At 44.8% G+C, this 25,218-nt stretch carries 20 protein-coding genes; 1 reads left to right on the forward strand and 19 read right to left on the reverse strand.

The window, feature by feature from the left end; genetic code table 11:
• Window positions 1-26: 26 nt before the first annotated feature.
• The 19 genes from C6P11_RS06735 to C6P11_RS06820 all read right to left on the reverse strand — a co-directional run bounded on the left by C6P11_RS06735 (window position 27) and on the right by C6P11_RS06820 (window position 24,396).
• A complete protein-coding gene (locus C6P11_RS06735; protein WP_135519740.1) occupies window positions 27-1,685 on the reverse strand; it encodes an LTA synthase family protein in 1,659 nt (552 codons plus the stop codon).
• Between the two features lie 117 nt (window positions 1,686-1,802).
• Entirely contained in the window at window positions 1,803-2,780 is a 978-nt protein-coding gene (locus tag C6P11_RS06740) for a 1,4-beta-N-acetylmuramidase (protein ID WP_135519742.1), read from the reverse strand.
• Window positions 2,781-2,966: 186 nt separating this feature from the next.
• Window positions 2,967-5,228, reverse strand: a complete 2,262-nt coding sequence (locus C6P11_RS06745) for an SGNH/GDSL hydrolase family protein (protein ID WP_135519744.1) — start codon at window positions 5,226-5,228, stop codon at window positions 2,967-2,969.
• Between the two features lie 152 nt (window positions 5,229-5,380).
• Complete coding sequence (locus tag C6P11_RS06750; protein ID WP_135519746.1) at window positions 5,381-6,889, reverse strand: hypothetical protein; 1,509 nt, start codon at window positions 6,887-6,889, stop codon at window positions 5,381-5,383.
• Between the two features lie 65 nt (window positions 6,890-6,954).
• Window positions 6,955-7,113, reverse strand: coding sequence for a hypothetical protein (locus C6P11_RS10990; protein WP_167849547.1), 159 nt, complete (start codon window positions 7,111-7,113; stop codon window positions 6,955-6,957).
• 130 nt (window positions 7,114-7,243) lie between these two features.
• Complete coding sequence (locus tag C6P11_RS06755) at window positions 7,244-9,181, reverse strand: SGNH/GDSL hydrolase family protein (RefSeq protein WP_135519748.1); 1,938 nt, start codon at window positions 9,179-9,181, stop codon at window positions 7,244-7,246.
• Between the two features lie 176 nt (window positions 9,182-9,357).
• Window positions 9,358-10,818 (reverse strand): flippase, encoded by a 1,461-nt coding sequence (locus C6P11_RS06760; RefSeq protein ID WP_135519750.1) that lies wholly within the window; start codon window positions 10,816-10,818, stop codon window positions 9,358-9,360.
• An 87-nt stretch (window positions 10,819-10,905) separates the two neighbouring features.
• The gene (locus tag C6P11_RS06765; protein WP_135519752.1) at window positions 10,906-12,255 is read right to left on the reverse strand and encodes an NlpC/P60 family protein; all 1,350 of its coding nucleotides are present in this window, start codon (window positions 12,253-12,255) and stop codon (window positions 10,906-10,908) included.
• Window positions 12,201-12,908, reverse strand: a complete 708-nt coding sequence (locus C6P11_RS06770) for a KxYKxGKxW signal peptide domain-containing protein (protein WP_135519754.1) — start codon at window positions 12,906-12,908, stop codon at window positions 12,201-12,203. Before C6P11_RS06770 ends, C6P11_RS06765 begins: the two co-directional genes overlap by 55 nt.
• A gap of 88 nt (window positions 12,909-12,996) precedes the next feature.
• Complete coding sequence (locus C6P11_RS06775; RefSeq protein WP_135519756.1) at window positions 12,997-14,028, reverse strand: acyltransferase; 1,032 nt, start codon at window positions 14,026-14,028, stop codon at window positions 12,997-12,999.
• Window positions 14,029-14,035: 7 nt separating this feature from the next.
• Window positions 14,036-14,935 (reverse strand): glycosyltransferase family 2 protein, encoded by a 900-nt coding sequence (locus C6P11_RS06780; protein WP_135519758.1) that lies wholly within the window; start codon window positions 14,933-14,935, stop codon window positions 14,036-14,038.
• A 156-nt stretch (window positions 14,936-15,091) separates the two neighbouring features.
• Window positions 15,092-16,714: a hypothetical protein gene (locus tag C6P11_RS06785; RefSeq protein ID WP_135519760.1), complete on the reverse strand. Its 1,623-nt coding sequence runs from the start codon at window positions 16,712-16,714 to the stop codon at window positions 15,092-15,094.
• Window positions 16,715-16,883: 169 nt separating this feature from the next.
• On the reverse strand, window positions 16,884-17,819 hold the full coding sequence (locus tag C6P11_RS06790) for a glycosyltransferase family 2 protein (protein WP_135519762.1): 936 nt from the start codon (window positions 17,817-17,819) through the stop codon (window positions 16,884-16,886).
• 128 nt (window positions 17,820-17,947) lie between these two features.
• Entirely contained in the window at window positions 17,948-19,126 is a 1,179-nt protein-coding gene (gene glf / locus C6P11_RS06795) for a UDP-galactopyranose mutase (protein ID WP_135519764.1), read from the reverse strand.
• 132 nt (window positions 19,127-19,258) lie between these two features.
• A complete protein-coding gene (locus C6P11_RS06800) occupies window positions 19,259-20,032 on the reverse strand; it encodes a DUF4422 domain-containing protein (protein ID WP_135519766.1) in 774 nt (257 codons plus the stop codon).
• On the reverse strand, window positions 20,032-21,414 hold the full coding sequence (locus tag C6P11_RS06805) for a hypothetical protein (protein WP_135519768.1): 1,383 nt from the start codon (window positions 21,412-21,414) through the stop codon (window positions 20,032-20,034). Before C6P11_RS06805 ends, C6P11_RS06800 begins: the two co-directional genes overlap by 1 nt.
• 24 nt (window positions 21,415-21,438) lie before the next feature.
• Window positions 21,439-22,065, reverse strand: coding sequence for a YveK family protein (locus C6P11_RS06810; protein ID WP_135519770.1), 627 nt, complete (start codon window positions 22,063-22,065; stop codon window positions 21,439-21,441).
• 158 nt (window positions 22,066-22,223) lie between these two features.
• Window positions 22,224-22,706 carry a hypothetical protein gene (locus tag C6P11_RS06815; RefSeq protein ID WP_135519772.1) on the reverse strand — a complete coding sequence of 161 codons (483 nt, stop codon included), beginning with the start codon at window positions 22,704-22,706 and terminating at the stop codon, window positions 22,224-22,226.
• A 40-nt stretch (window positions 22,707-22,746) separates the two neighbouring features.
• The gene (locus C6P11_RS06820; protein ID WP_135519774.1) at window positions 22,747-24,396 is read right to left on the reverse strand and encodes a GH25 family lysozyme; all 1,650 of its coding nucleotides are present in this window, start codon (window positions 24,394-24,396) and stop codon (window positions 22,747-22,749) included.
• Between the two features lie 283 nt (window positions 24,397-24,679).
• Between C6P11_RS06820 and C6P11_RS06825 the strand changes: the two genes are divergently transcribed.
• On the forward strand, window positions 24,680-25,218 hold a 539-nt coding region (locus C6P11_RS06825), incomplete at its 3' end, for a transposase (protein ID WP_210114206.1).

A 25,218-nucleotide genomic window follows, 5' to 3' on the forward strand; every position in this document is an offset into this window, starting at 1 on the left:
CCATTCTTTTCCTTAGCAGCATCATTTTACCAAATGAAGTACTCAGCCGTGTGTGACAATACCGGATTCTTTTGTTGGTTCACAAACGTGAAAATACTAGGCCAGTGATCACCATAGAACAACAACGTAATCGGACGAGACGTCTCATTCAACTTCTCAAGCAAAAGTGGTAACTGCTTGTCGGTTTGGTGAATGCCTTCCAAATACATTTCGACTTGCCCCTTGGCGTCCTTGTCCGGCACATCCGCCGTAATCTTATCCTCGTCAGACAATTCCAAAGAATTCTCAGGATATGGCAAGTGATTTTGCATCGTCAATAGTTGGACAAATTGACTGTCCTGATCATCAGCCTTCTTGATGTAGTATTCCAGATCAAGGAACGCTGCTTCATCACTAATGTAACCGCCACCTGGCAAGTGGTGACCAAATGGCAATCCGCCTGATGAATCACTATCCGTGTTGTAGAACGCTTGCATCCCCAACTTCTTGTAGGCTCCCTTACGGTTATAGAATGTACCGTTAAACGGGTGAGTTGAAGCTGTTGAATCAAAGTAGCTCAAGATTGATGGCGCTGCCTTAACGTGTGAAATCATCTGCGTGTATGGCGTATCAATCTTCTTGTTGTACCCAGCCACAGGCATACCTGTCAATGACATGTACTCCATATTGGCCGTACCACCACCAAACCCAGACGAAACCATTAAACCACTGGTTGTTTGTGACATGATTTCCTTCAAGTTTGGCACCACCGGTTGGTTCGTTGTAATAGAAGGAATTCGTTCAGGATTCATCAATGATTCACTCAATAGATAAATCACCGTTTGACCCTTGAATGATGAATTTTGACGCGTTGCATTGATGTCCTTAGCAACGGTCGTATACTTCTTTTCAATTTCGGCCATCTTGGCTTCCGAATAACCGGCTGGTTCATCCATATGGACCGTATTCACGTTCGCATTCTTTAAGAACACAAGCATTGGCCCGTTCATCGCTGCGTCAGCTGAACTGGCAAAATCTTGAGGTTGATTATCCAGCGCGCCATAAACAGTGTCCAGCATCTTCGTTGGCATCACCACTGGTAAGCTCATCAAGATCGCCATTACAACAACCGTTGCCACGCGGGGCCAGCGACGATCATACACCGGTGCCACAATCACGTTTAACACTGCGCGGAAACGTTTTGCAAACGGCTTATTTGGCTGATTGCGCCAGGCACCACGATGGATAAGCCAATCACTCATAATCAACAAAACAAAGACCAAGGCAAAGCCAGCTACTGCGATAATAATCGCATGCAATGTGCCATCATCCAACATCTTCAACAATGAGTGCGCTGAGGCAAGTTCAGAAACGTCGCTCGGCAAAATCGCCTCATTACGAAGCATCATTTTTTGGTACAACGCTAGTGTCAAACTAACCGACAATCCCACATAAATCAAAATCGCCGTACACCAACGATTAAACAGCGTCAGTAACACCGCAAAGAAGCCAGCCAACCACAAGGCACTCAAATAAAGAATGCCGCGGTGGCCCAGAATCCACCAAACAATGCCACGAGCAGCCTTCGCACCGTCACCTGTTTGGCCGGCCATTCCCCAACCTTGGTTGACGGCCGCCACCTGAAACGCAAAAGTTGTCGCCAACCCAAGCAATAGGCTGACTGCTGTAATAATAAGTGCCTTCACCACCCCTGGTTTGAGCGCTATTTGATTAATCTTCGTCAACAAATCTAATCACCATTTTCTCTATAAAATAATAGCGGGAATTCCTGCAAAAATCCCCGCCAGTGTTGTTTTTAAAAATTAGTACCAACCATATGAGCGGATATGTCCCCACGCATTTTGTGGGTTACCGTAGCGGTTAGCAATGTAAGCCAATCCAACACGTGCTTGTCCTTCAACAGACGTATCAGTGATACCTGTCGTTTGGAAGAAGCCGAAGTATTGACCGTTTTGCGCGTATTGATTCCAACCTGATTCGTAACTAATCAACAAGTTCAAGTAGTATTGTTGGTTGTGATCCCAACAATACCATGATTGGGCGAAGTTATTCATTTGGTCTTGCACTGAAGCAGAACCCGTACGCGTTACAACACCATTGCCATCAGCTGAGTACGTTGAACCGTTCAAAGAGAATTGCGTGTTCTTACGCATGTTGAACGTACCATCGTTACCGAAGTAGTATTGCTTACCACCGATGTTCACCAAACCTTGGGCAGCACGACCGTCGCCACCAACCCAGTATGTGTTACCCCAAGCATATTCCCATTGGTTATCTTGACGCACACCGTTTTGGAACCAGTAGTAGGCACCCATGTAGAAGCGGAACCCTGTGAAACGTGAACCGTTTTCCATCCACAACCATTGGCCAGCAGTTTGATCAAACACATAACCATTTGAGCGACCACGCATGTAGAATGTGCCGTTATCACCGAAGTTGTAGGCAACACCGCCGATTGAGTAGTGTCCTTGCACTGAACGGCCGTCGTTACCAACGTAATACGTTAGACCCCATTCAGTTTCCCAGCTGTTTTCTTGACGCACACCATTTACAAAGTAGTAGTACGCACCCATGTAGTTACGGAATCCCGTGTACTTTTGACCACCCTCGAACCAGTACCAACCTGTACCATCGTTCAAGTAACCCGTCTTTTGTTGTGATTGAATTGACTCAAGTGTATCAGCTGAAGCTGTCGTTTCAAACATATTACTGTTCAAAGCAACCAACCCCGCTGTCGCTGCCATCGCTGTTAATGATAACTTTACTCGTTTACTAACCACTTTTCATTTCTCCCGTTTTTCGGTCTCTATTTTTAAACACAAATTTAAATCTTTAGTCTTTAAAAATTTTACCTATCGAAAATAACAGTCCGTTAGTGATTATGTCGCAATTTGTTATCATTCATTTCTTTTTTGTAACAAAAAAGCAGTAACTCCGCAAAAGTTACTGCTTTATCAATATATTTACTATCGCAAGTAATACGTGCCGTCATTTCCGAAGAAGTAACGTTGTCCATCAATCGTTTGCCAACCTTGGACAGCACGACCATTTTGGTCTGTGTAGTACTTGTACCCCCAGGCTTCACGCCAGCCTTCATTTTGACGAACACCATCTACAAACCAGTAGTACGTGCCCATGTAGAAGCGGAATCCTGTGTACAATTGGCCGTTCTCATACCAACGGTAACCACCGTTGTATTGTGATCCGTCATACAAGTAGCCACTCTTGGTGCTGTTTGTATTGCTGTTGTAGTCACTAAGGTCACCGGTAAACTTTGAGCCATCTGCATTGCGCAAGTAGTACGTACCGTCGTTACCGAAGAAGTAACGTTGACCGTTAATCGTTTGCCATCCTTGCACAGCACGGCCACTGGCATCTGTGTAGTACTTGTTACCCCAAGCTTCACGCCAACCGGCATTTTGACGAACACCGTCAACGAACCAGTAGTATGTGCCTGTGTAGTAACGGAAGCCAGTGTATAGGTTACCATCTTCGTACCAGCGGTAGCCACCGTTGTACTTTGAGCCGTCGTACAAGTAACCGCTCGCTGTACCACGGAGGTTAAACGTACCATTCGTACCAAAGTTGTAGGCAACACCGTCAATAATGTAGGCGTCTCCTTGGACTGAGCGACCGTCAGCGCCAACGTAGTAGGTGTTCCCCCACTCCTTAACCCACTTGTTTTCTTGACGAACACCGTTAATGAAGTAGTAGTACGCACCGTAGTACATACGGAAGCCGGTGTACAATTGACCGTTCTCTAGCCAACGCCAACCATCTGACGTATTTAGATAACCGGACTCACCACCGCGAAGGTAGAACGTGTTGTCTGTGCCGAAATCATAAGCAACGCCGTTAATCTTGTAGGCCTTTCCTTGAACAGAACGGCCATCAGCACCGACGTAGTAAGTCTTACCCCACTGTGAGACCCATTGATTTTCTTGACGCTCACCATTTACAAAGTAGTAGTACGCGCCGTAATAGCTGCGGAACCCAGTGTATGGTTGTCCGTTTTCAATCCACTTCCAGGTGCCATCACCCATTTGGAGGTAACCTGACTTGTCACTGTAACGCTTGTAGTATGTGTTGTTATCACCATAGAAGTTAACTTGGCCATCAACGATAACATAGTTTTGTTGCAAACGGCCATCCTTACCAACGTAGTAAGTCTTGCCGTCTTGCGTGACTTCACCAGCTTGCTTAACCAAGTTGTGTGTTTCTGGATCGAACCAATAAGCCACACCGTTAATCTTGGTGATACCTGACGCCAAAGCCAACTTACCATCGGCACCCTTCGTCACGTATTGTGCATCCCCATTATCAAGATACTGCCAACCGACGTGGGTTGCTTCATAATTTGCCGTCGTGTCGTGCTCAGAACCATCCGTCAAAACATTAGCGTGGTCTTCCAAGAATTGGGCGACAATCGCTGACATCTTTTGGTATGTTTCGGCAGTTGGGTGAACCGTCTTATCACCCAATGCGGCTGGTGAACGATCAATCTTGTAGTTATCCCAGTTCAACACCGGAATCCCAAAACCAGTGTAAACGTCGGTCAATGCCTTAACCATGTCATTGTGGCTGTATCCACCACTGTGCTTCGTATCAAAATCACCGTTTAGATAATCTGCAAATGGCAAGACACCATAAATCACAATGTTTGGGTTAGCTGCGCGCAACGCACGGATGTTATCAACCAAGCGTTGTTGCACGAAGCCCAAGTTGTTAGCACTGTAATTTAAATCGTTAACCCCAAGTTCAATCACGACAACTGGATTTGTTTCGTTCTTAAAGTTTGGGTCGGCCGTCACTTCTGAAACAGTTCGTGTGAAGTGAATTGGATCATTTGATTGTGTTGTCCCTGAAATTTGTGAACCTGAGTGTGCGTGGTTGTTATACAACGTTTTAAAGTCCATGTTCTTGTGCAAATTAACTGACCAAGAATCAACCACCGTGCTACCGTTATAACCGACTGATAGTGAATCGCCCAATGTCCACAAATTACGGTCAGCAAATGCTTGCTTAGTATCTGATGTATCCTTTTCAGGCGCCTTTTGATCAGCATTCGCTGCCGTTGGCTTAACACCTTCAAGTGATTGCGTCGTTGCTAAACTTTCTTGCGCTGGTACCACCGTGTCCGCTGAGACGTTACTACTCATTAACGTCATCATTGAACTTGTGCCCAATACAACTCCCGCAATTAAAAGTTGCTTACCTACTTTTCCCATTTCGTAATGGCCTCCCCGTTTTGCTTACTTTTAGACTACCAAATAGAACACATTCGTCAAGCCCTTTGCAATAGTAAGTATTTTTCGTTACCAAATCGTAAGAAAACGCGTGTCAGCCCCGTCATATGGGCAAACACGCGTTTTATTTGTCTTTATTTTTTAACTTTTCGAAAAATAATCATCGCAATAATTACCACTGGCCAAGCCAATGAAATGGCACTCATAATTACAAGCCAGATTGGTGTCTGCTGTGAAATCGTGACCGTGTGCGTCTTGCCTTGCAATAGCTTCGCATTAATCGCCCATTGGCCAGCAACGATTCGGCTTGGCACCAACTTGCCATCGACCTTAATCACAAGTGGCAACTTGTTATAACCTAGCACCGGCAACTTAACATGCCCGGTTTCAGTTACTGCCGGCACCGTCAACGTCATCGTTTGTGGCGTTATGTTAACCTTAGTTGGCTTAATCACCGCGCCAGATGCAGCTTGCAAGTCATGTGCCAACAAACGTAAACCGTTTTGATCATTGCCGATAAATGACAAGTTATCGGCTTTATTTGTCAAAGCTGCCTTTGGCATATAGTCCGAATAATTCATCATTAACCAGAAACGCTCCTCCCGGGTATTAGCCTCGGTAATCGCAGCTGTTTCTGGTACGCCATAGCCATCACTCAAACCTGTACCGAATTGGTCAATTTGTGCCGTTGTCAGCTCAGACAAGTGCTTTGTGCCCTTTGCAAAATTATCGACCGCCATCGCCCCATTAAACACAGCTAATGCCGTCAAAACAAGGATAATCCCCGTTGAAACTTTGTCTTCAATTTCATTCATAAAGACAATTATTTCAATCAAAGCCAATGATGGCAACAGCAAACGCGCTGGCAGCTGAATAACTGCAATCGGTGTATTTTGCAAAACGTTCCACGGGAAGATGTTCGTTGACATCAAGAACATCCCCACGCCGACGACAACCAGCACATAAGCTAACTTATCTTGGTAGAAACGACGGAACAAAAATAGCAACAATAGCAATGGCGCTAACATCAATCCCGATTCAAAGCCTGGCTGCTTTAACACAAAATCAGAGATGTTGTACGTGCGTTGCGCCAAAATAGAACTAGCTGGTGCTTTCAAGACGTTCGACATTTGCAGATACACAATCGGACCAAGCACCGCCAACGCACCCGGCACTAGCAAGACTGCATAGCGGAGACCGGCCATAAAAACGTGCCGGCGTTGTGGTGAAATAATCAACACTACAACGAACGCGATAATCATGATGAGATGCACAATCAAGAATGTCATCAAGTGCGCATACGCCATACCGACGCCACCAACCGCCATCATCAAAACTGGTGACCAACTAAAGTCTTGCTTCGCTAACACACGGTATAATCCAAAGAACGCAAATGGAATAAACATCGTCCCAGCAGCCGTTGAGAAGGATCCACTGGTTAGCATTTCCAACGCCACGTGCACTTGGAACGTGTACAGCAACGCAAATAGCAACGCTGGCTGTTTCTTCAACCCAGCCCACTTGGCAGCAACGAACGCCAAAACGCTTGTCGCAAATGTCATCAAGGCTAAGATCCATTGCAATTGTGACAAGATACCACTGACACCTGACGTCAGTGCAGCAAATACCCCAACACTTGCCAAGGGTAAAACATGTTCACGGCAATCCCAATACCGCCAAAGCTATTAAAATTCTGTGGAAATAGTCCTTACCCATTGAACCAATAATCCAACTGATGCACACGTGCTAGGTGGTAAAACATATCCACGTTCAACCACATCAACGGATCAAACATTGGCTTCACAACCACCCCGACAATCACGGCTAATACTACGCCGATGACGACATACGATATCGTTTTTTTCATTTTATCTCAACCATCCTCATAAGCCCTACTCAAATATAATCGGTATTTCTATCATATCGTGATTACACAGTAAATGTCTAATCAAAAAAGGAGCGACGAGAACCACTCATCACTCCTTTCAAATTAACCATTAACGTAGGAAGTAAGTTCCGTCTTCACCAAAGTAGTAACGCGTCCCATTGATTGTTTGCCAACCTTGTACCGCGCGTCCTTCCTTGTCAGTCCAGTACTTGTATCCCCAAGCCGTACGCCAACCTTGGTTTTGACGAACCCCGTCAACAAACCAGTAGTACGTTCCCATGTAGTAACGGAAGCCGGTAAATAGCTTACCATCTTCATACCAACGGTAACCACCATTCTTCTTTGAGCCATCGTATACATAACCAGATGTACGACCGCGCTTGTGGAACGTGCCGTTGTTACCGAAGTCGTAGGCAACGCCGTTAATCATGTAAGCATGACCTTGTACTGAGCGACCATCACCACCAACGTAGTAAGTGTTACCCCATTCTGAGACCCACTTGTTCTCTTGACGAACACCCTTGTTGAAGTAGTAGAAGGCACCCATGTAGTTGCGGAATCCCGTGTAAAGCTTACCGTTTTCGTACCAGCGCCAACCACTTGGGCTGTTTAGGTAACCAGACGCTGCACCGCGAAGGTGGAACGTGCCGTTTGTTCCGAAGTCGTATGGCACACCATCGATGAAGACGGCTGAACCTTGCACTGAACGACCGTCAGCACCAACGTAGTACTTGTTACCCCATTCTGAAACCCAACGATTTTCTTGGCGAATACCATTGATGAAGAAGTAATAAGCCCCCATGTAGCTACGGAAGCCCGTGTACAATTGTCCCTTTTCAAACCAGTACCAACCCCCGTTCAATGGTTGCAAGTAACCCGTTTGATCATTTTGACGCTTGTAGTACGTCCCATTGTTACCGTAGTAGTTGACCTGCCCGTTAACCATGATTAACCCTTGAATCAACTTACCATCAGCACCAGTGTAGTAGCTCTTGCCCGCGTTTGATACTTCACCAGCATGCGTTGCCATCGCCCCTGACTTAGGGTCGAACCAGTAGTAAGTACCCGCAATCTTTTGTGCGCCAGCAGCAAGTTGCGTCACACCGTTTGATCCCTTACCAAGACCATATTGTGCTTCACCCTTGTCATTCCAGTGCCAACCGTTTGAGTAGAAATACTTACCCGTATCCTTCTCCGTCCCTGGCGTCAAAACATTTGCGTTCTTGTCCATGAAATCAGCAACAATTTCTGACATGTGGGCGTATGTTTCACCAGTTGGATGGACTGTCTTATCACCCAATGAATTAGGTGAACGATCAATATCGTAATTAACCCAATCCAGAACTGGAATCTTGAAGCTGGCATAAACTTCTGTCAACGCATCCGTCAATTGGTTAAAGCTGTAACCACCACCGTGAATTGTGTTGAAGTCACCACCCAAGTAATTCGCAAATGGCAAAATACCGTAGATTACGACATTTGGGTTTGCTTGACGCAAAGTGCGAATGTTTTGTGACAAACGTTCTTGCACGTACTTCAAATTGTTCGAGCTGTAGTTCAAATCGTTAACACCCAACTCAATCATCACCACCGGTTGCTTATCTGACGTGAAGGCAGCATTGCCAATGACATCAGAAACCGTCTTTGAAAAGTGAATTGGCTCACCAGAAGGCTTTGGACCTGCAATTTGAGAACCAGAGTGCGCATGCTCATTGTGCAACGTCTGGTACTTCATGTTGTAGTGCAAGTTTTCTGACCAAGAATCAGAATCGTCAGCCCCGTTGTACCCAACCGCAAGTGAGTCTCCCAAGGCCCACAAGTTATGGTTAGCAAATTTCGTCTTTGTATCTGATGTATCCGTAATCACTGGTGCCACCCCAGCTGAAGGGGTTACGGCTGCAATCCCCTCAATCGATTGGGTGGTTGCTAGTGATTCCGTTGTGTGCAAAATCGTGTCAGCAGACACTGGTTGGGGCGTTGTCAGCAACGCGCCACCAGCACTCAATACCAAAACAGCCATCAATAGCTGTTTGCGTGCATCTCCCATGACTAGAAAATACCTCCCTAAAAATTCGATATGTACCAGAATACGGGGCGGTTTTAACCAATTTTCTATCAATATGTGAATATTTTAAGTTGCTTACAAAACGAAAATAAAATGAAAAGGCATGTTAGCAAAACGCTAACATGCCTGAAACATAATCTCTTTTTATGACATTGCTGTTACGCGCGGTGTAGCTTTCCCTTCACGAAATCAATAATGATTCCAGCGAAATTCGTCTTCAACGCAACACTCAAAACCATGTAGATAATGCCACCAATGGCAATTTCAATCATTGACCACAATGCAGTTGCTGGCATCACCAATTGGATTGGCCAGACTACAACGAACATGACGGCACCGGCGATAAAGTACTTCCAAACACCACCGAAAAATTGTTGCATGTCCAAATCTTTGCGCACAACCCAAATTTGGTAAATTGTCACGATCAACTCTGACAAAGCCGTTGCATAAGCCGCACCATACAAGCCCCATAGTGGAATGAAGCCGAAGTTCAACACAATGTTGACGACCGCACCCAATGTCACCGACACCGTGTAATCACGCACACGGTTAACCGGCATCAAATATTGCGTGCCGATAACATTACTCCAAGCAATGAACAGAATGATTGGTGACAAGAACGCAATCGTGACACCAGTTGGCGCAAACGGTTCACCCAAGAACCACAAAATCAACTTTTGTGACACAGCAGCCATACCGAACATCAACGGTACCGCCAAGGCCGTCACAAAGTCCATTGAACTGTAGATAGCCTTGTTAACACCCTTGTGATCCCCATTCGCAAATTGGTTCGCGACACGTGGCAACATCACCGTTCCCACGGCCGTAACCAAGGCCAATGACACCTTCACAATCTTATCAGCGTTGTCATAGAAACCTGACAAGTCCGCCGAACCGTGCGCCAACATTGGCAACATTGTCTTGTTCAATTGCAAGTAGATTTGCGTGGCAATCGTCGGAATGAACATCGCTACCGTCGGTCCCAAGTGACGCATGATTTGCATGTCAGACCACTTTGGCATCTTCACCTTACCTGGCAAGTAGAACCACATCGTGATATTTCCAATCACTTGAGTCAATGCCAGTAGCAAGATGTACTTGTTAACATCGTGACTTGACTTAACCAAAACGAAAATCAAAACCACCATGGCAATCTTAACCAAAGAATTACGGACAACCGTCTTCTTAAAGTCCTCAAGTCCCATGAAGTACCAAGAAATATCCAAAATGCCTGAGACAATCACCCATCCTTGTAGAATCAGTTGTGGGTAATACTTGTGGAACTCATTTGTCATCACTTGTGACATACCAAAGATGAACACGAAGTAAATGATCAACGCGATGACTCCCACAATGATATGTAGGATTTGGATTTCCCAGAAACGCTTGTCTCGCTCAGCAACATCATCACGAACATAAGCAATTTCACGTTGTCCGTACAAGGTAATTCCCAGTGTCGCTAGCAACAAGAAGTACGTTACAACGGAATTTGTCCACGCTTGGATACCAACACCTTGCGTACCCAAAACGTGCGCCAAGTAGGTCATCGTTAGCAACGGCGCAATCACCGTCAGCAACTGGTAACCCACGTTGTACAAATAATTTTTAACAATTTGCATGTTATTCACCTAATTTACATAATTAAAAAACACTTCTTCCAGTTTAGCACGGAAGAAGTGTTTTGAGTATGCTATTCAGATGTCAGCTTAGCCTTGCACACGGCGCGTTGCCCATGTGTCAGCGATTGACGCCCATGAGTAACGGGCATCATTCTTGTTCACGATGTCATTAAAGTGTGACACGCCAACCCCACCAGTTGGTGAGTTTGGTGAATCGTGCAAGAAGTAACCACCACCAAGGTATAGCCCCACGTGACCCAAGCCACCGAAGAAGATCAAGTCACCACGACGCAAGCTGCCCCAGTTAACACCACGGCCACGGTTTACTTGTGAGTACGTCGTTGTGTAGCTAACTGGCTCCAACGTCAAACCAGCATTAGCGTATGACCAGTGCACGAATGATGAGCAGTCAAACTCACGGCGTGCAATTGACCAGCCGTTACGACCACCACCCCAAACATATGGTGAATGACCAACCAACGTTGAGCCAATGTTAATCGCGTTATCAATTGTCCAATCAACCGTCACGTGTCCTGAGCCATTCGCCCAGTAACGGTGGCCGTTTTCATGAACGTGTTGGTTAACTGCCTTCGTGTACGTACCAGCGTGGAAGTAGTACAACTGACCATACCAGTACTCGTAACCTGAAATCACACGACCTGATCCATCAAACATGTACCAATCACCCCAACGTGACAAGTCGTATGAGTTCGTGTGCTTTGTGTATGTGTTGTGGTCGAAGTAATAGTATGACCCAGCCCACTTCACCACGTCAGTCAAGATGCGGCCGTCGGCACCAAACATGTACCAGTCACCCCAGCGTGCCAAATCATATGAGTTGGTGTGCTTCTTAAATGTGTTGTGGTCGAAGTAGTAATACGTACCAGCCCATTGGTAAACGTCAGACACAATCTTACCGTCTTCACCAAACATGTACCAGTTACCGTCTTGAGCTTGGACATAGTTGTGCTTAACCATTTGCTTCGTGTTGAAATCGAAGAAGTAGTAAGTGCCATCAATCTTTTGACGACCAGCTTGCTTTACGCCGTTCTTGAACAAGTACTTCGTCTTCGTGTTGTCAGCCATGTAACCATTAGCTGCAGCACCCTTTACGTAGTACGTGTTGCCGTTGTAACCCGTCAACACAACACCGTTTTGGTAGAACTTACCATCAGAGTGCTTTCCTGTTAGCAAAACACCGTTCTTGTAAATCTTACCGTTCTTCGTACCGTTGAACTTGGCGCCGTTAACGTACAACACGCCGTCCTTCGTACCGTTGAACTTTACACCGTTCACGTACAAGGCACCGTTCTTTGTGCCGTTGAACTTCACACCATTGACGTACAAAGCGCCATCCTTAGTTCCGTTAAACTTCACACCGTTCACGTAGTAGATGCCGTTACGAACACCGGTAACCTTCTTACCGTTTTCGTACAAAACACCCTTTCGGTCGCCGTTGACCGGCTTACCTTTTCATACAAAACGCCCTTACGGTCACCATCAACCGGCTGACCGTTCTCGTACAGAACGTCATCCTTTGTACCATTAAACTTTTCACCATTCACGTAGTACACATCGTTGATTGTTCCAGTGTATGGTAATCCATCTTTGTACATCTTACCGTCAGCTTTGGCGATTCCAGTCAAAACCTTACCATCTTGATAGTACAAGCCATCAGCTTCATTTTTACCATCTGGAATCGTAGTTGGTACAGTTGGTGTTTCAGTCTCCGGGTCAGCGGGCATTGTTGGATCTAGAGGCATCGTTGGAGTTGGCGTTTCCGGATCAGATGGCATCGTTGGATCCAAAGGCACTGTTGGTGTTAATGTGTCTGGATTTGATGGCATCGTTGGATCTAGTGGCACTTCTGGCGTCACCGTCTCAACGTTCTCCGGCACTGTTGGCGTGTCCACCTCTGGTTGATTCGTCTCGTTATCGCCTTCATCTCGAACTTCAACCGCCAAAGCTGAAGCCGTTTCACTCTTAACCTCATCAGCGGATACAGCTGACCCACCAGCCATTCCAATACCGACAATTGCAACAGCCGCAGCAACCCAGTGCTTACCGACCTTGTACATCTTTTTACGCATGTTCTACTCCCTGAAAATTAAAAAAATACTCGATACGTATCAGAATACGCACCGAGTATTAAAAATTATCAGTTAATATGTGAAAATTTTAAGGCATCAAGCGGTTAATCACTGGAATCTTTTGCAACGCCAACGTAATGGCAATTGACAACACCCAGACAAACCATGGGAACACAATAATGTGCCACCATGAACCTGCTTGTAGGTGGTATGTGTTTTCCGCGATGTAAATAATAAACTCGTGGATCACGTAGACACCTAGTGAAGCACCTGAAAGACGCTTTAACCAAGTTGCCATCTTTGGTGATGGTTCCCAGTTTTCTAACGCATCACGGACATATACCCAGATACCCAGTGGCAAGAAGAAGCCACCGATACTGAAGATACTGTATACAGCGTTAATTGTCTTACCAGCTTGATGTAACATGTACACCGTAAGACCTAGCATGAACAAAAATGCCAGTACACTACCGAGTGCATACCACTTCTTCTGTAACTTTGCTGGTGGGAATTGTTGCAAATACCAGCCGGCAAAGAAGAAGCCAATTCCTGTCGACATAATCAATGGCATGTTTGAGAAGAATGAATCAAGTGGCGTTGCACGCAACGAATGCGTGTAACCCACAATTCCAACGCCCAAGATAAACCAAGCGATTACGTACAACACTGTTTTCTTGTTTTCGCGGGTCGTAATCAATGACAAAAACGGCACCGCAAAATAGAACGGAATAATAAAGTAAAAGAACCAGAACACTGCTTGGATTTGACCATGCATCAACAAATCAAAGAAGTTGCGGATACCCCAATCATGATTCAAAAAGTAGAAATGATTAAAGATATACCAAATCAATGACCAAGCCAAGAAAGGTACAAGTACCTTCCCTAAACGCTTTTTAAAGAACGTCTTTGTGTCATATCGCTCTCGATAATTCAGCAAATTAGCGCCTGAAATCATAAAGAAAATCGGTACGGCCCAAATGAATGCGATTTGAATGACAACCGCAACACCCCAGCGAAGTGTTGGCTCATAATTAAAAGCAAATTCAGAGGTGTGCAGAAAAATCACAGCCAGCGTGGCGATGATGTTCAGCACATCCATAAAATAATACCGACGTTTCATTGGCAGCTTAGGCCTCCTTGGCGTTCGTCGCGTGCTCAACTACTGGGTTGAACTTACGACCATCCTTAACACCCTTTGCCAAAATCTTTAGCTTAGCTGAACGGTCTTCAACACCAGGTGTGACAGCCAACTTAATCCATTCCATCGTAATACGTGCGTTTGACTTCATGTGTCCCACAAAGTCACGCTTACGACCATAGTAAACCTTGTTACGGTATGAGTAGTAGTAACGTGGCGTACGATCCTTCGTATCGTTCAAGATGTTTGAACCAACGTTCGTAGCCATCTTGTGCGTTACCTTAGCCTTTGGCACAAAGTAGCCAGGGTAAACACGACCAGCGCGTTCCGTGTACTCAATATCATCACCCCAGATGAAGAAGTCAGTGATTGGCAAACCAATCTTGTCGACCACTTCACGGCTCATCAACAATGACACGAACGTTGCGTTACGCAATTGTTCTGGTTCCGTTGCATCCTCAGGGATAACACGCAAACGGTTCATTGGTGCTGGTTGGTTCATCAAAGCACGGTGCCCATCAGTCCAACGAACGTCTGATGACAAGAAGCCAAACTTAGGGTTTTCAGCAGCGTATGCCGTCAACTCAGTCAACGTGTCAGCGTGTGGCACAGTGTCATCATCCATCAACCAAACGTAATCATCAGTCGTGTTCTCCATAAAGTAACGAACACCGCGGTTGAATCCACCAGCTCCACCAAGGTTTTCTTCCAAGCGGACGTATTCAATTTGGTCACCCAAGCTCGTCAAGTATTCCTTTGTGTCTTCGTTTGACTTGTTATCAACGATGATGATGTGATCAACAGGTGTTTCAGAAGCTTGCAAAGCAGCAATAACTTCCTTCAACATTGGTAAACGATTATATGTAACGACGACAGCACTAACTGACATGTTAAGTTCCTCCTATTTGAATTACAGTGAATTCAAGCAATCTCTTCTTTTTGTTTTTCGTTCAATATCTTTTCAGGTAACGAGGACTAAAACTCGTTAAGGGTCTAAAAAACCACCGTGTTTAATAATACCATTAAATACGGTGGTAATTAAACCCTATAATGCTTTTGTTTTACGGACCTTAATTACCAGTATATAAGTTAACAATCCTATCCAAAAGATAACCGTCACGACGTAAGCAACAATGACGCTTTTTGGCGCCTTAAAAGTAATTACGGCTCGATTATTACCGGACTGTTGTTGAATAATCGGCGCACCTAGTTTCGTCACACGCGCCTTATCAGCAAGTGTCTTACCATTCACAACAATCTGAGACTCTGCATATTTGACAACCGGCAAGATAACCGTGCTTGACTTATCGCCTCGCCACTCCAAGATAAGCTTTTGTCCGTCAACTTGCTTCGTTAAATTATGCAAAGCTTGGTTTGTCACATAAGTGTCTAGGTACTGGACTTCATAGCCATTTACATGGAACCAATCATTCGCACTTAAGTTTTGTTGACTCTGCTTACTTATAGGCAGATAGTCTGGATAATTTTGTGTTGCATCTGCCACTAATAGCGATAAATCGCTCGTGTGTTCGTCATTAGCCAGCTTATCTAAGGTTAAATCCGGTGTCACAAACGCTGGCGTCGCGTATGGTTGCGTCACAAACAAATCCTTATCCTTGGCATTTCGCGCTGTCTGTGCAGCGTAACCATAAACGTTAAACACCATAAATAGCGAAACGACGATACCAACAAACCGAACAAGGTCTACGTTCACCAAAGTAATACGTTGTGTCACACGTGCAATACCGAAAATTAACAGAACTGTTGCTGGCATCGCAAACCTCATTGGAAATTGGAATAACGAAATTGGGTTATGCGGATTACTTAAAATTATCTGCCATGGCAAGATTTGGAAAGACATTAACATCAAGCCAACTCCCGCAACCAACGTCCATGTCGTTACAAAATCCGGTCCAGTTTTGCACATCACCTTTCGAAGTAGTAGCGCCAAACTAGACACAAAAATGATTGCCAGCACGACTGACATATTACGACTGCCATCAACAGTCACGGCCAATGATGTGATGTCACTACCGGCGTTTCCTTCAATAAACGGACGCAACAAATGATTATGTGCAGACACGCTGAGCAACGGCCACCAAACATTAGCCGACCCAATTAAGGCGATAATAATTGACAGCACACCATTTCTTAGAAACAGCCACTTCTTCGTTGTCTTTATAAAAGCTGGCAAAGCATAAAATGCCAAAATCAACACCACAAACAAGGTTGACAACATATGGATTTGAATGCCAATTGCGACCAAAACTCCTGTTGCAATTGGCTTAATACCGGGCGCTTCAGACTGCAGCATACGAATGCCAAGTGACACCGCAATCGGGAGAAGAATTACTCCCACACCCATAAACGCTTGATCATGCCACCAACTAAGTGCAGGCATCAATGTATAGATTAAGATAGCGCCAACAACGGACCAAAGCTTACTTACTGACGTTGCTTTCAACGAAAAATAACTAACCGTTAATGATGCAAATGCAATGACGACATTCGTTACAAATTGCCATTTAAACCAATTGCCAACAATCAGTAACATCGCTCCCGCTAAGTACGCAAATACGGGGCCGTAAGCCATATTAACGATTCGTCCCGTTTGACCAAAACCAAACATTGACATGAAGTATGACAAATCGCCATGCTTAATTTGCATCGCTGTTTCATACACACGGTGAATATGAAAAAAAGCATCAACGCCAAGAATCATACGATCATTTATATACAGTGGCCAGGTTAAAAAGATTGCAACAAATAAAAAAACGCCAATTATAAACAAATTAGCGTTTCGTTCATTGCGCAAGATACTAAATCGTTTCTTCACGCTACTTCACCTGCTTTGCAACATAAATCGGACGCTTCTTAACTTCCAGGTAAATACTTGAGATGTAACGACCAACAATACCGAGGCTAAGAAGTTGTACCCCGCCCATACCAAGCATGACAACAATCATTGATGGCCAACCAAAAGCAGATGATCCTGGTACCATGAGTGTGCGGACAACCACGAAAATTGCACCGATTACGGCGATGACGAAAGCAATCAAACCGAGTACAGATACCAACATCAATGGGAATTGTGAGAACGCCACAATTCCTTCGATTGAGTACTTAACCAACTTCCAGAATGACCATGATGTGTTACCTGCAACGCGTTCCGTGTTTTCAAAGGCAATGTACTTTTGGCGGAAACCAACCCACGTAAAGATTCCCTTTGAAAAACGGTTGTATTCAGACATCGACATAATCGCATCCACCACTTGTCGTGACATCACGCGGTAATCGCGTGCACCTTCAACAATGTGATTATCAGAGATGTGATTAATTAACTTGTAGAACAACTCACTAAAGAACGTACGAATTGGTGGCTCACCATCGCGAGTCTTACGACGAGTACCAACCACGTCCCACTCGCCGGATGCGACACCTTGTACCATTTCAGGCAACAAGGCTGGCGGATCTTGCAAATCCACGTCCATCACGGCAACGTATTCACCTGTAGCATGTTCAAGCCCAGCGTACAAACCAGCTTCCTTACCGAAATTGCGAGAGAACGCAACAAAGTGAACATTGTCATCTTTGTCGGCCAACTTTTGAATTTCGGCTACTGTATTATCGTTTGATCCATCATCAATAAACCAGTATTCGAATGTGTAGTCAGCCAATTGCTTTTCACGAACATCATTGACTGCTTTATAAAATAGTGGCACAGTTTCTTGTTCATTGAATACTGGCACAATAATTGATAATGTTTCTGACATTTTTATCCCCAACTAAATCTTTTCACGTTACTCCTAGTATACACAGTTTGTTATCTTGGCTTCAAGATGATAACAAAAAACTGCTTCATCCCATACGGAATGAAACAGTTAGTATTTGCTAATTTAAATTAGTGCTCTTCGTCGTGAGCAAAGTTGAAGCTTGATGGAATCTTGAATTCCTTACGTACTTCGTTCAATGCTGCGTTGAAGACTTGGTCCATGTCAAAGTAACGGTATTGTCCCAAACGACCACCAAAGATGAATTGATCCTTGTGTTGGCGCGCTTCCTTAGCGTATTCCTTGTACAAGTTCGTGTTCTTCTCGTCGTTAACTGGGTAGTAAGCTTCCTTTGAACGATCCCAAGTTTGTGGGTATTCCTTCGTAATGATCGTCACACCATCGTCTGACAAACCATCGAAGTGCTTCCACTCCATCACACGCGTGTATGGCGTCTCAGCATCAGTGTAGTTGATAACTGAGTTTCCTTGGTAGTTGTCTGATTCGATAACTTCGTGCTCGAAGCGCAATGAACGGTACTCCAACTCACCGAACTTGTAGTCGAAGAATTGGTCGATCATTCCCGTGTACAAGATACGTGGGAACTCAGCAATGTACTCATCCTTGTGCTCGAAGAAGTCTGAGTTCAAACGAACATCGATCAAATCATTATCCAACATCTTCTCAAAGATTTGTGTGTATCCGCCAATTGGAATACCTTGGTAACGGTGGTTAAAGTAGTTGTTGTCGTAGATGAAACGAACTGGCAAACGCTTGATGATGAACGCTGGCAATTCAGTGGCCTTACGTCCCCATTGCTTCTCAGTGTAACCCTTGATCAACTTCTCGTAGATATCAGTACCAATCAATGAGATAGCTTGCTCTTCCAAGTTACGTGGCTCACGGTCACCCAAGTCAGCCAAAGCAGCGTTCTTTTGTTCTTCGATCTTAGCCTTAGCTTCTGCAGGAGTCTTTGTTCCCCACATCTCGTAGAACGTGTTCATGTTGAATGGCAAGTTGTACAACGTACCCTTGTAGTTTGCCACAACTTGGTTTTGGTATCCGTTAAAATCAGCGAATTGACGGATGTAGTCCCAAACTTCCTTGTTATCAGTGTGGAAGATGTGTGCACCGAAGTCGTGAACCGTAATTCCGTGCTCCATGTGTGTGTACATGTTTCCAGCAATGTGTGGGCGCTTTTCAATAATCAATGAGCGCTTACCACGCTTGGCCGCCTCGTAGGCAAAAATTGAACCAAATGGTCCAGCACCGACGATTAGGTAGTCGTAGTTCTTATCATTCAAAGTCATTTTTGATGATTCCTTTCAGAATATAAATCTTCCTATTTACTTTACCATAAACTGCCCGTCAATGGGTTAAAAAGTTAGTCGTAGAGCACAAAACACCGCAGATTCGAAAAAATCTGCGGTGTTTCATTCGGTTTAGAAGTGAACCTTACGTTCGCCATTCTTGATAAACTTACGCTTCAAGAATTGGGTTCCCTTATCCAACCAGTTTGTCTTTTCAGTTGTTACCACTGGGTATTCCTTAACACGCAAGTTTTGTGTGTTAACCCAAGTGTCCATCAAACGCTCAGCCAAAAAGCCTAGTGAACGATGATCTTGCCCTTCGTACTTGGCAACGTCGATGCGTTCATCAACCTTACCCAATACATCAAACAAGAAGTCCGTGTACGTTTGGAACTTATCTTGACGCATCACACTCATGTTAAACAAGTGTGCCTTCGTTGACTTACCCAAGGCATCAAATGCTGGTACATAGTCCGGATAGAACTCTTCCAACACTTCACGCATTGCATAGTAAGGCTCGTTAACGTGGGCGTTCAAGTAGTGCTTTTCTTGCGTTTCGATAAAGTAGTTACGTTGCTTTGGCAACAAAATGTCAGCCTCATCCAATCCCTTACGAATATCGTCTTCAGACAAAATATCCGCCAAGTCGTGGCTCGCCTTGCGTCCCAAATAACGACGGTAGTGCGCCAAACCAAGGATATCTTCATCTTGCAAGTTGTACTTAGCCCAATACAAGGCCGTCAACTCATTGTAAAAGCCATTCTTGTCAGACATGTTTTGGCCAGTGTTGTCAGGTGTGTAACCATCAATCACCTTATCATGCAAGGCTGCGCCGACCATGATTGGCTCATAAATATCTGAAGTTGGCATTTGATATGGCTTGTGTGCCGCAATCAAAATCTTCATTACTGTAGTACTCCGTTATTCAAATCATCTTCTGCCATGTGGATGACACGCCAATAGAAGAATCCCATCAACATCATTGGCCATCCCGTCGCATTAGCTGGCGTGATAGAAGCCACAACGATTACCAAGAACACAGCAACGAAGAATGACTTCACCGTGACACGGTAGAACATCGTCTTAAAGTCAGTACCTGATCCCAAACGCTTCAACACAAACGCTGCACGCTTTAGCAAACCAGCTAATAGCCAGAAGGCCATCAACACAAATACCAACCCGAAACGGGTCAACCATCCCAACATGTCGTTCAAAATTGGGTATGCTGTCTTCTTATAAACGTAAATGTATTCCAAGTTGTCCTTAGACCACTTTGGCAAGAACTCATTGATATAGTGACTTTCAAAACCAAAACCAACCCCAAAAATTGGGTGGTGCAACCACGCTTGTAGCAACCCGATTGTACCGCCAAGACGGTTATCCGTACCGCCCTTTTCGAACAACCACGTGTTCAATTGGTGGGTAACCGGTGGCACGAATTGGTAGGCCAATGCAACCAACACCAAGAAGGCCACTGCCGCTGAGCCAAACCAAATCTTTTGCGTCTTTGGTGCTGACACCAAGAAAATCAAGCCTAGCAAACCAATCAACAAGAAACCAGTCGTTGTCTTAGCAAGCATCATCACGACCAAGATAAAGGCAATCAAGCCCCATCCAAGCCAGTAAAGCCACTTTTTGCTACGGAAATTCTTGATCGGTTCTTGTACCAACATAATCAACGCTGGTGAGAAGACCATCCCCAACAAAAGTGCCAAGAATGATGCTTCTGGTTCAAATCCGTTCAAACGGTGCAACGTGGTCACATATGAACCATTGTCGTAGAAGTCACGATCTTGCCAGTGACGCTCAAACACCTTTGCCAAGCCGTTCACGTAAAAGTCCAATTGGTGGAACCCAACCATGACTAGCATTTGTGGCAAAACGATTAGCGCCAAGTAGACTACCAAAGCAATCAAACCTGACTTAGCAAACTTAACGGCATCGTCAAAGTTTTGCAGTGACATCTTTTGAATCGTGTACGCTACCCAGATAACTAGCAACATCGTCATAAAGGCGACGAAACCGTGAATCAGGCCGTAAACCTGTACAGACTCACCTATCTTTAAATACTCCCAGCCCATCAATGCGAGCTGAACTACAATAAAAGCACCCCAAATACGTAGAGTGCTTTTCTTTGGCAGAACTGTCTCCAACTGAGTTGGTTGCAGATATAGCTTCACCAAAATGAACAAGCCGAACAGCGGCAAGGCCAATTGGGCAGAGCTATCAAAGAGATAGTATGTGTAAGTCTTTGGTAATAGTGCGATTGGTAATAACCAAGAAACCATCACCATACCCCTTTCTATACTCGCTTAGGCAGTTGCCTTCATATTCTTATAAATTCCCGTAAAGAATGCCAAAACGATACCGATTAGCAAACCAGCAGCAGTACCGAAGACCAAGGCCTTCTTTGATGAACCACCTGGCGTCGTCACAGCAACAGCCTTCTTAGGTGCTGAGAACAATACTGGTTGTGGCATTGCTGACAACTTGTCAGGTGCAACCGTCTTGAACGCGTTTGCGTATGCGTTAACATACTTAACAGCCTTCTTATTTGTGTTAGCCGTTGCGCGAACTGTCATCAACAACGTATCCTTCTTAGGAGAAACGTGAACCGCTGCAGTCAAAGCAGCTGGCTTAATCTTAATGCCATCAGCCTTTAGGTCAGCAACAGCTGCGTTTACAACTGCATCGTCCTTTGCCAATTGTGCGTATGAATTCAACAACCATGAATCCGCCATAACTCGAGAGTTAGGATCCTTTGCGTCCGTGTTGTTCTTGCCAATGTACATTTGACGGGTTGCCTGGTACGTTGTCGTTGCAACCTTGTTCGTCAAAATAAACATCGCCGCACCACCGACGATTCCCAAGACAATAATCCACCAGGCATTGCGCAACATGTGCTTAAACAATGCGCCTACGGTAAATTGATTTTCCATGATATCTACCTCAATACATATTTAAAAATTAAATCCGTTTTCAAGTATACCGTAATAAAGACCGGATTTATAGCCTATATCGCGTTTTTACAAGATTAACCCAAACTTAAAATCCCATAGAAAAAGGATTGCAACAATCTGCAATCCTTTCTTAATGATTATTGATTAAAGCTTTGCTTGTACACGTCGTAAACTGACATGTTTTGAGCTTGGCCAATCTTGATCAATTGTTGGACGTCACCGTCACCCAACGTTGTGTCATCCACACCGTTTTCCTTCAATTCAGCACGCGCTTGCGTTACTGTCTTGGCAGTGATTGTCTCACCCGCATCAGTGCGATTTGGGTTAGCCCAATCGCTGTTAGCCTCAGCTTGCGCTTGGGCTGATGATGAGCTTGATTCAACCGGTGCCGTTTCAGAAACAGCTGGTGCTGAAGATGATTCAGGCGCCACTTCGCTTGAGCTTGATGAAGATGAAGACGATGACTCAGATGAACTTGAAGATTCACTTGACGTCTCCTTCTTCACAACTGATGAAGATGATTCTTCCTTCAGTGCACTCTTGTGCGTCATAACGGCAGCAGTTACCCCACCACCGACTACAACCAACACAGCGATAATGCTGATAATAATCTTTTTCATGTCGAAACCTCCTATGGTATCAAACCCCTATGCCATTATTTTAGCGTAGGTAGAACGTTCCGTCAGTACCAAAGTTGTACGTTTGACCATTGATGTTAACGTTTGATCCTTGGACCGTGCGTCCATCAGCACCAACGTAGTACTTGTGTCCCCATTGTGATACCCATTGGTTCTCTTGGCGAACACCGTTTTCGAAGTAGCAGTAAGCACCGTAGTACATACGGAAGCCAGTGTACTTTGCACCGTTTTCGAACCAGTACCAACCAGTACCGTCGTTTTGATAACCAGAGTATGGTGACAACGTTCCATCAGCACCGGCACGGTACTTCACGTCAACGCCACCTTCACTACCAGTCGTCACAACTTGGTTCTTACGCATGTTGTAAGTACCGTCGTTTCCGAAGTAGTATTGCTTACCTTCAAGTGTACGCAAACCTTGTACGGCACGACCTTGGTTGTCCGTCCAGTAAGTTAGACCCCAAGCTTGACGCCAACCTTCGTTTTGACGAACACCATCAACGAACCAGTAGTACGTTCCCATGTAGTAACGGAAGCCAGTGTACAATTGGCCGTTCTCGTACCAACGGTAACCACCGTTGTATTGAGAACCATCGTAGTGGTAACCAGAGTTTGGTGTCAAGACACCATCCGCTGTGGCACGGTAATCAACGTTATCAACCTTCACGATTTGGTTCGTGCGTAGGTTGAATGTGTTGTCGTTTCCGAAGAAGTACTTCTTACCGTCGATCGTACGAACGCCATCATAGGCACGTCCATCTGCACCAACGTAGTACGTGTTACCCCATTGTGATACCCATTGGTTCTCTTGGCGAACACCTTGCTTGAAGTAGTAGTACGTTCCCATGTAGAAACGGAAACCAGTGTACTTTACACCGTTTTCGAACCAGTACCAGTTACCATCCTTATCTTGCAAGTAACCAGTCATGGCACTGCTTGACAACTTACCTGAGTAATCCTTTGAAACGTCAAAGAATCCGTTCACGCCTGGGAACTTAGTAGCTGAGTTCCATTGCCATGCCCCATAGTTCGTGTACCACAAGTTATTCTTGTTTGGTGCAAATGGGTACGATGCCATCCACACACGATCGTTACCATAGCTTGAAACATTCAAACCAGTTGCGCTCATGTATGAAGGATACGTGTATAGCATTTGGTTATCGTAACCGTTTGCTGACAATTGTGACTTAAATGCATTCGCATTCGTCGTTGAACCACTACCACTCGTTGATGAATCTTCCAAGTCGTCGACCATCAACGTTGACTTTGGCAATCCCAAAGCAGCAACTTGCTTAGCAAAGTAATTTGCTTCTGCCTTAGCACCACTTGCGTTTGAGAAACGTGAGTAGTGGTACACACCAACAGCCAAACCGGCAGCTTGTGCGTTCTTAATTTGCGTTGAAGCGTATGGGTTAACGTAGTTTGTACCCTCTGACACCTTAACGATGACAGCCTTAACACCATACTTCTTCATTGTGTTGTACGCGCTCACTGACAAGTTTCCTTGGTATGAAGCCACGTCAACAACGTCCATCGCTGGGACGTTTGAATCACCTGCTGTAATTGTTGGGATACCATCCGCCGCAAAGGCAGATGTGAGTGGCATCAAAGATACACCACTTACGGCAACTGTCGCAGCTGCAGCCCCAAATAGAACCTTCTTAAAGTTCATAACTTTCTCCCTAATTGTTCTGACTCTCCCGATTTATAAGTCCGATATCAATCTTAGCCGACATCGGTGTCAATCTTGTTACAGACAGCTCTTAACTGTCTTACGAAACTTTAACCCGGATTATTCATCAAGACAAACAAAAAACCGCTGAAACAGCAAGTTAATACCGTTTCAGCGGGTTTTGCGCTTTCACCCGTTGGGTGAAAACCATAGGAGCTCTTTTTTATGATATTTTGTTAGTGGAAAACAAACCAAATACTCAAAAATTGGAGCGTCTAAAATTATGACTCAAAAAGTATTACCTAGCAACCATTTAGTTGCAGTTTCAGACAATGGGGCACCAATTACCTCGGATGGTGGCAACGTGCTGCTTAGTATTTTTCTGAATTCGCCTGTAATTTCCAGGCTCTTTAATAACGTTGAATTCAACGATAATCGCAAAAATCCACGCTATGCTAAGGTAGAATTGTTATTGCAAATGCTCATTCAAGTTATCGAAGGTTATCGCAACGACGACGTTGCAGATTACTTGACCCAAGATATCGAACATCGACTTGTTTATGCGCAAAACATGGCATCTCAACCAACTATTTCCAGATTTCTATCACATCTCACGAACGAAGACATTGATGAGCTACAAGAATTAAATCGTCGTATTGTCTCTTTAATTGATGAAAGATCAGCCAACACTGAACTGGTGCTAGATTTGGATTCAACCTACTTTGAGACCTTTGGTCATCAAGAAAAAATTGGTTTTAATTATCACTACTTGAACGTCGGTTACCATCCGCTTATCATGACCGATGCTTTAACTGGAACCGT

Origin of the sequence: Weissella confusa (assembly GCF_004766315.1) — a bacterium.
In the GTDB taxonomy this organism is placed as follows: domain Bacteria; phylum Bacillota; class Bacilli; order Lactobacillales; family Lactobacillaceae; genus Weissella; species Weissella confusa_A.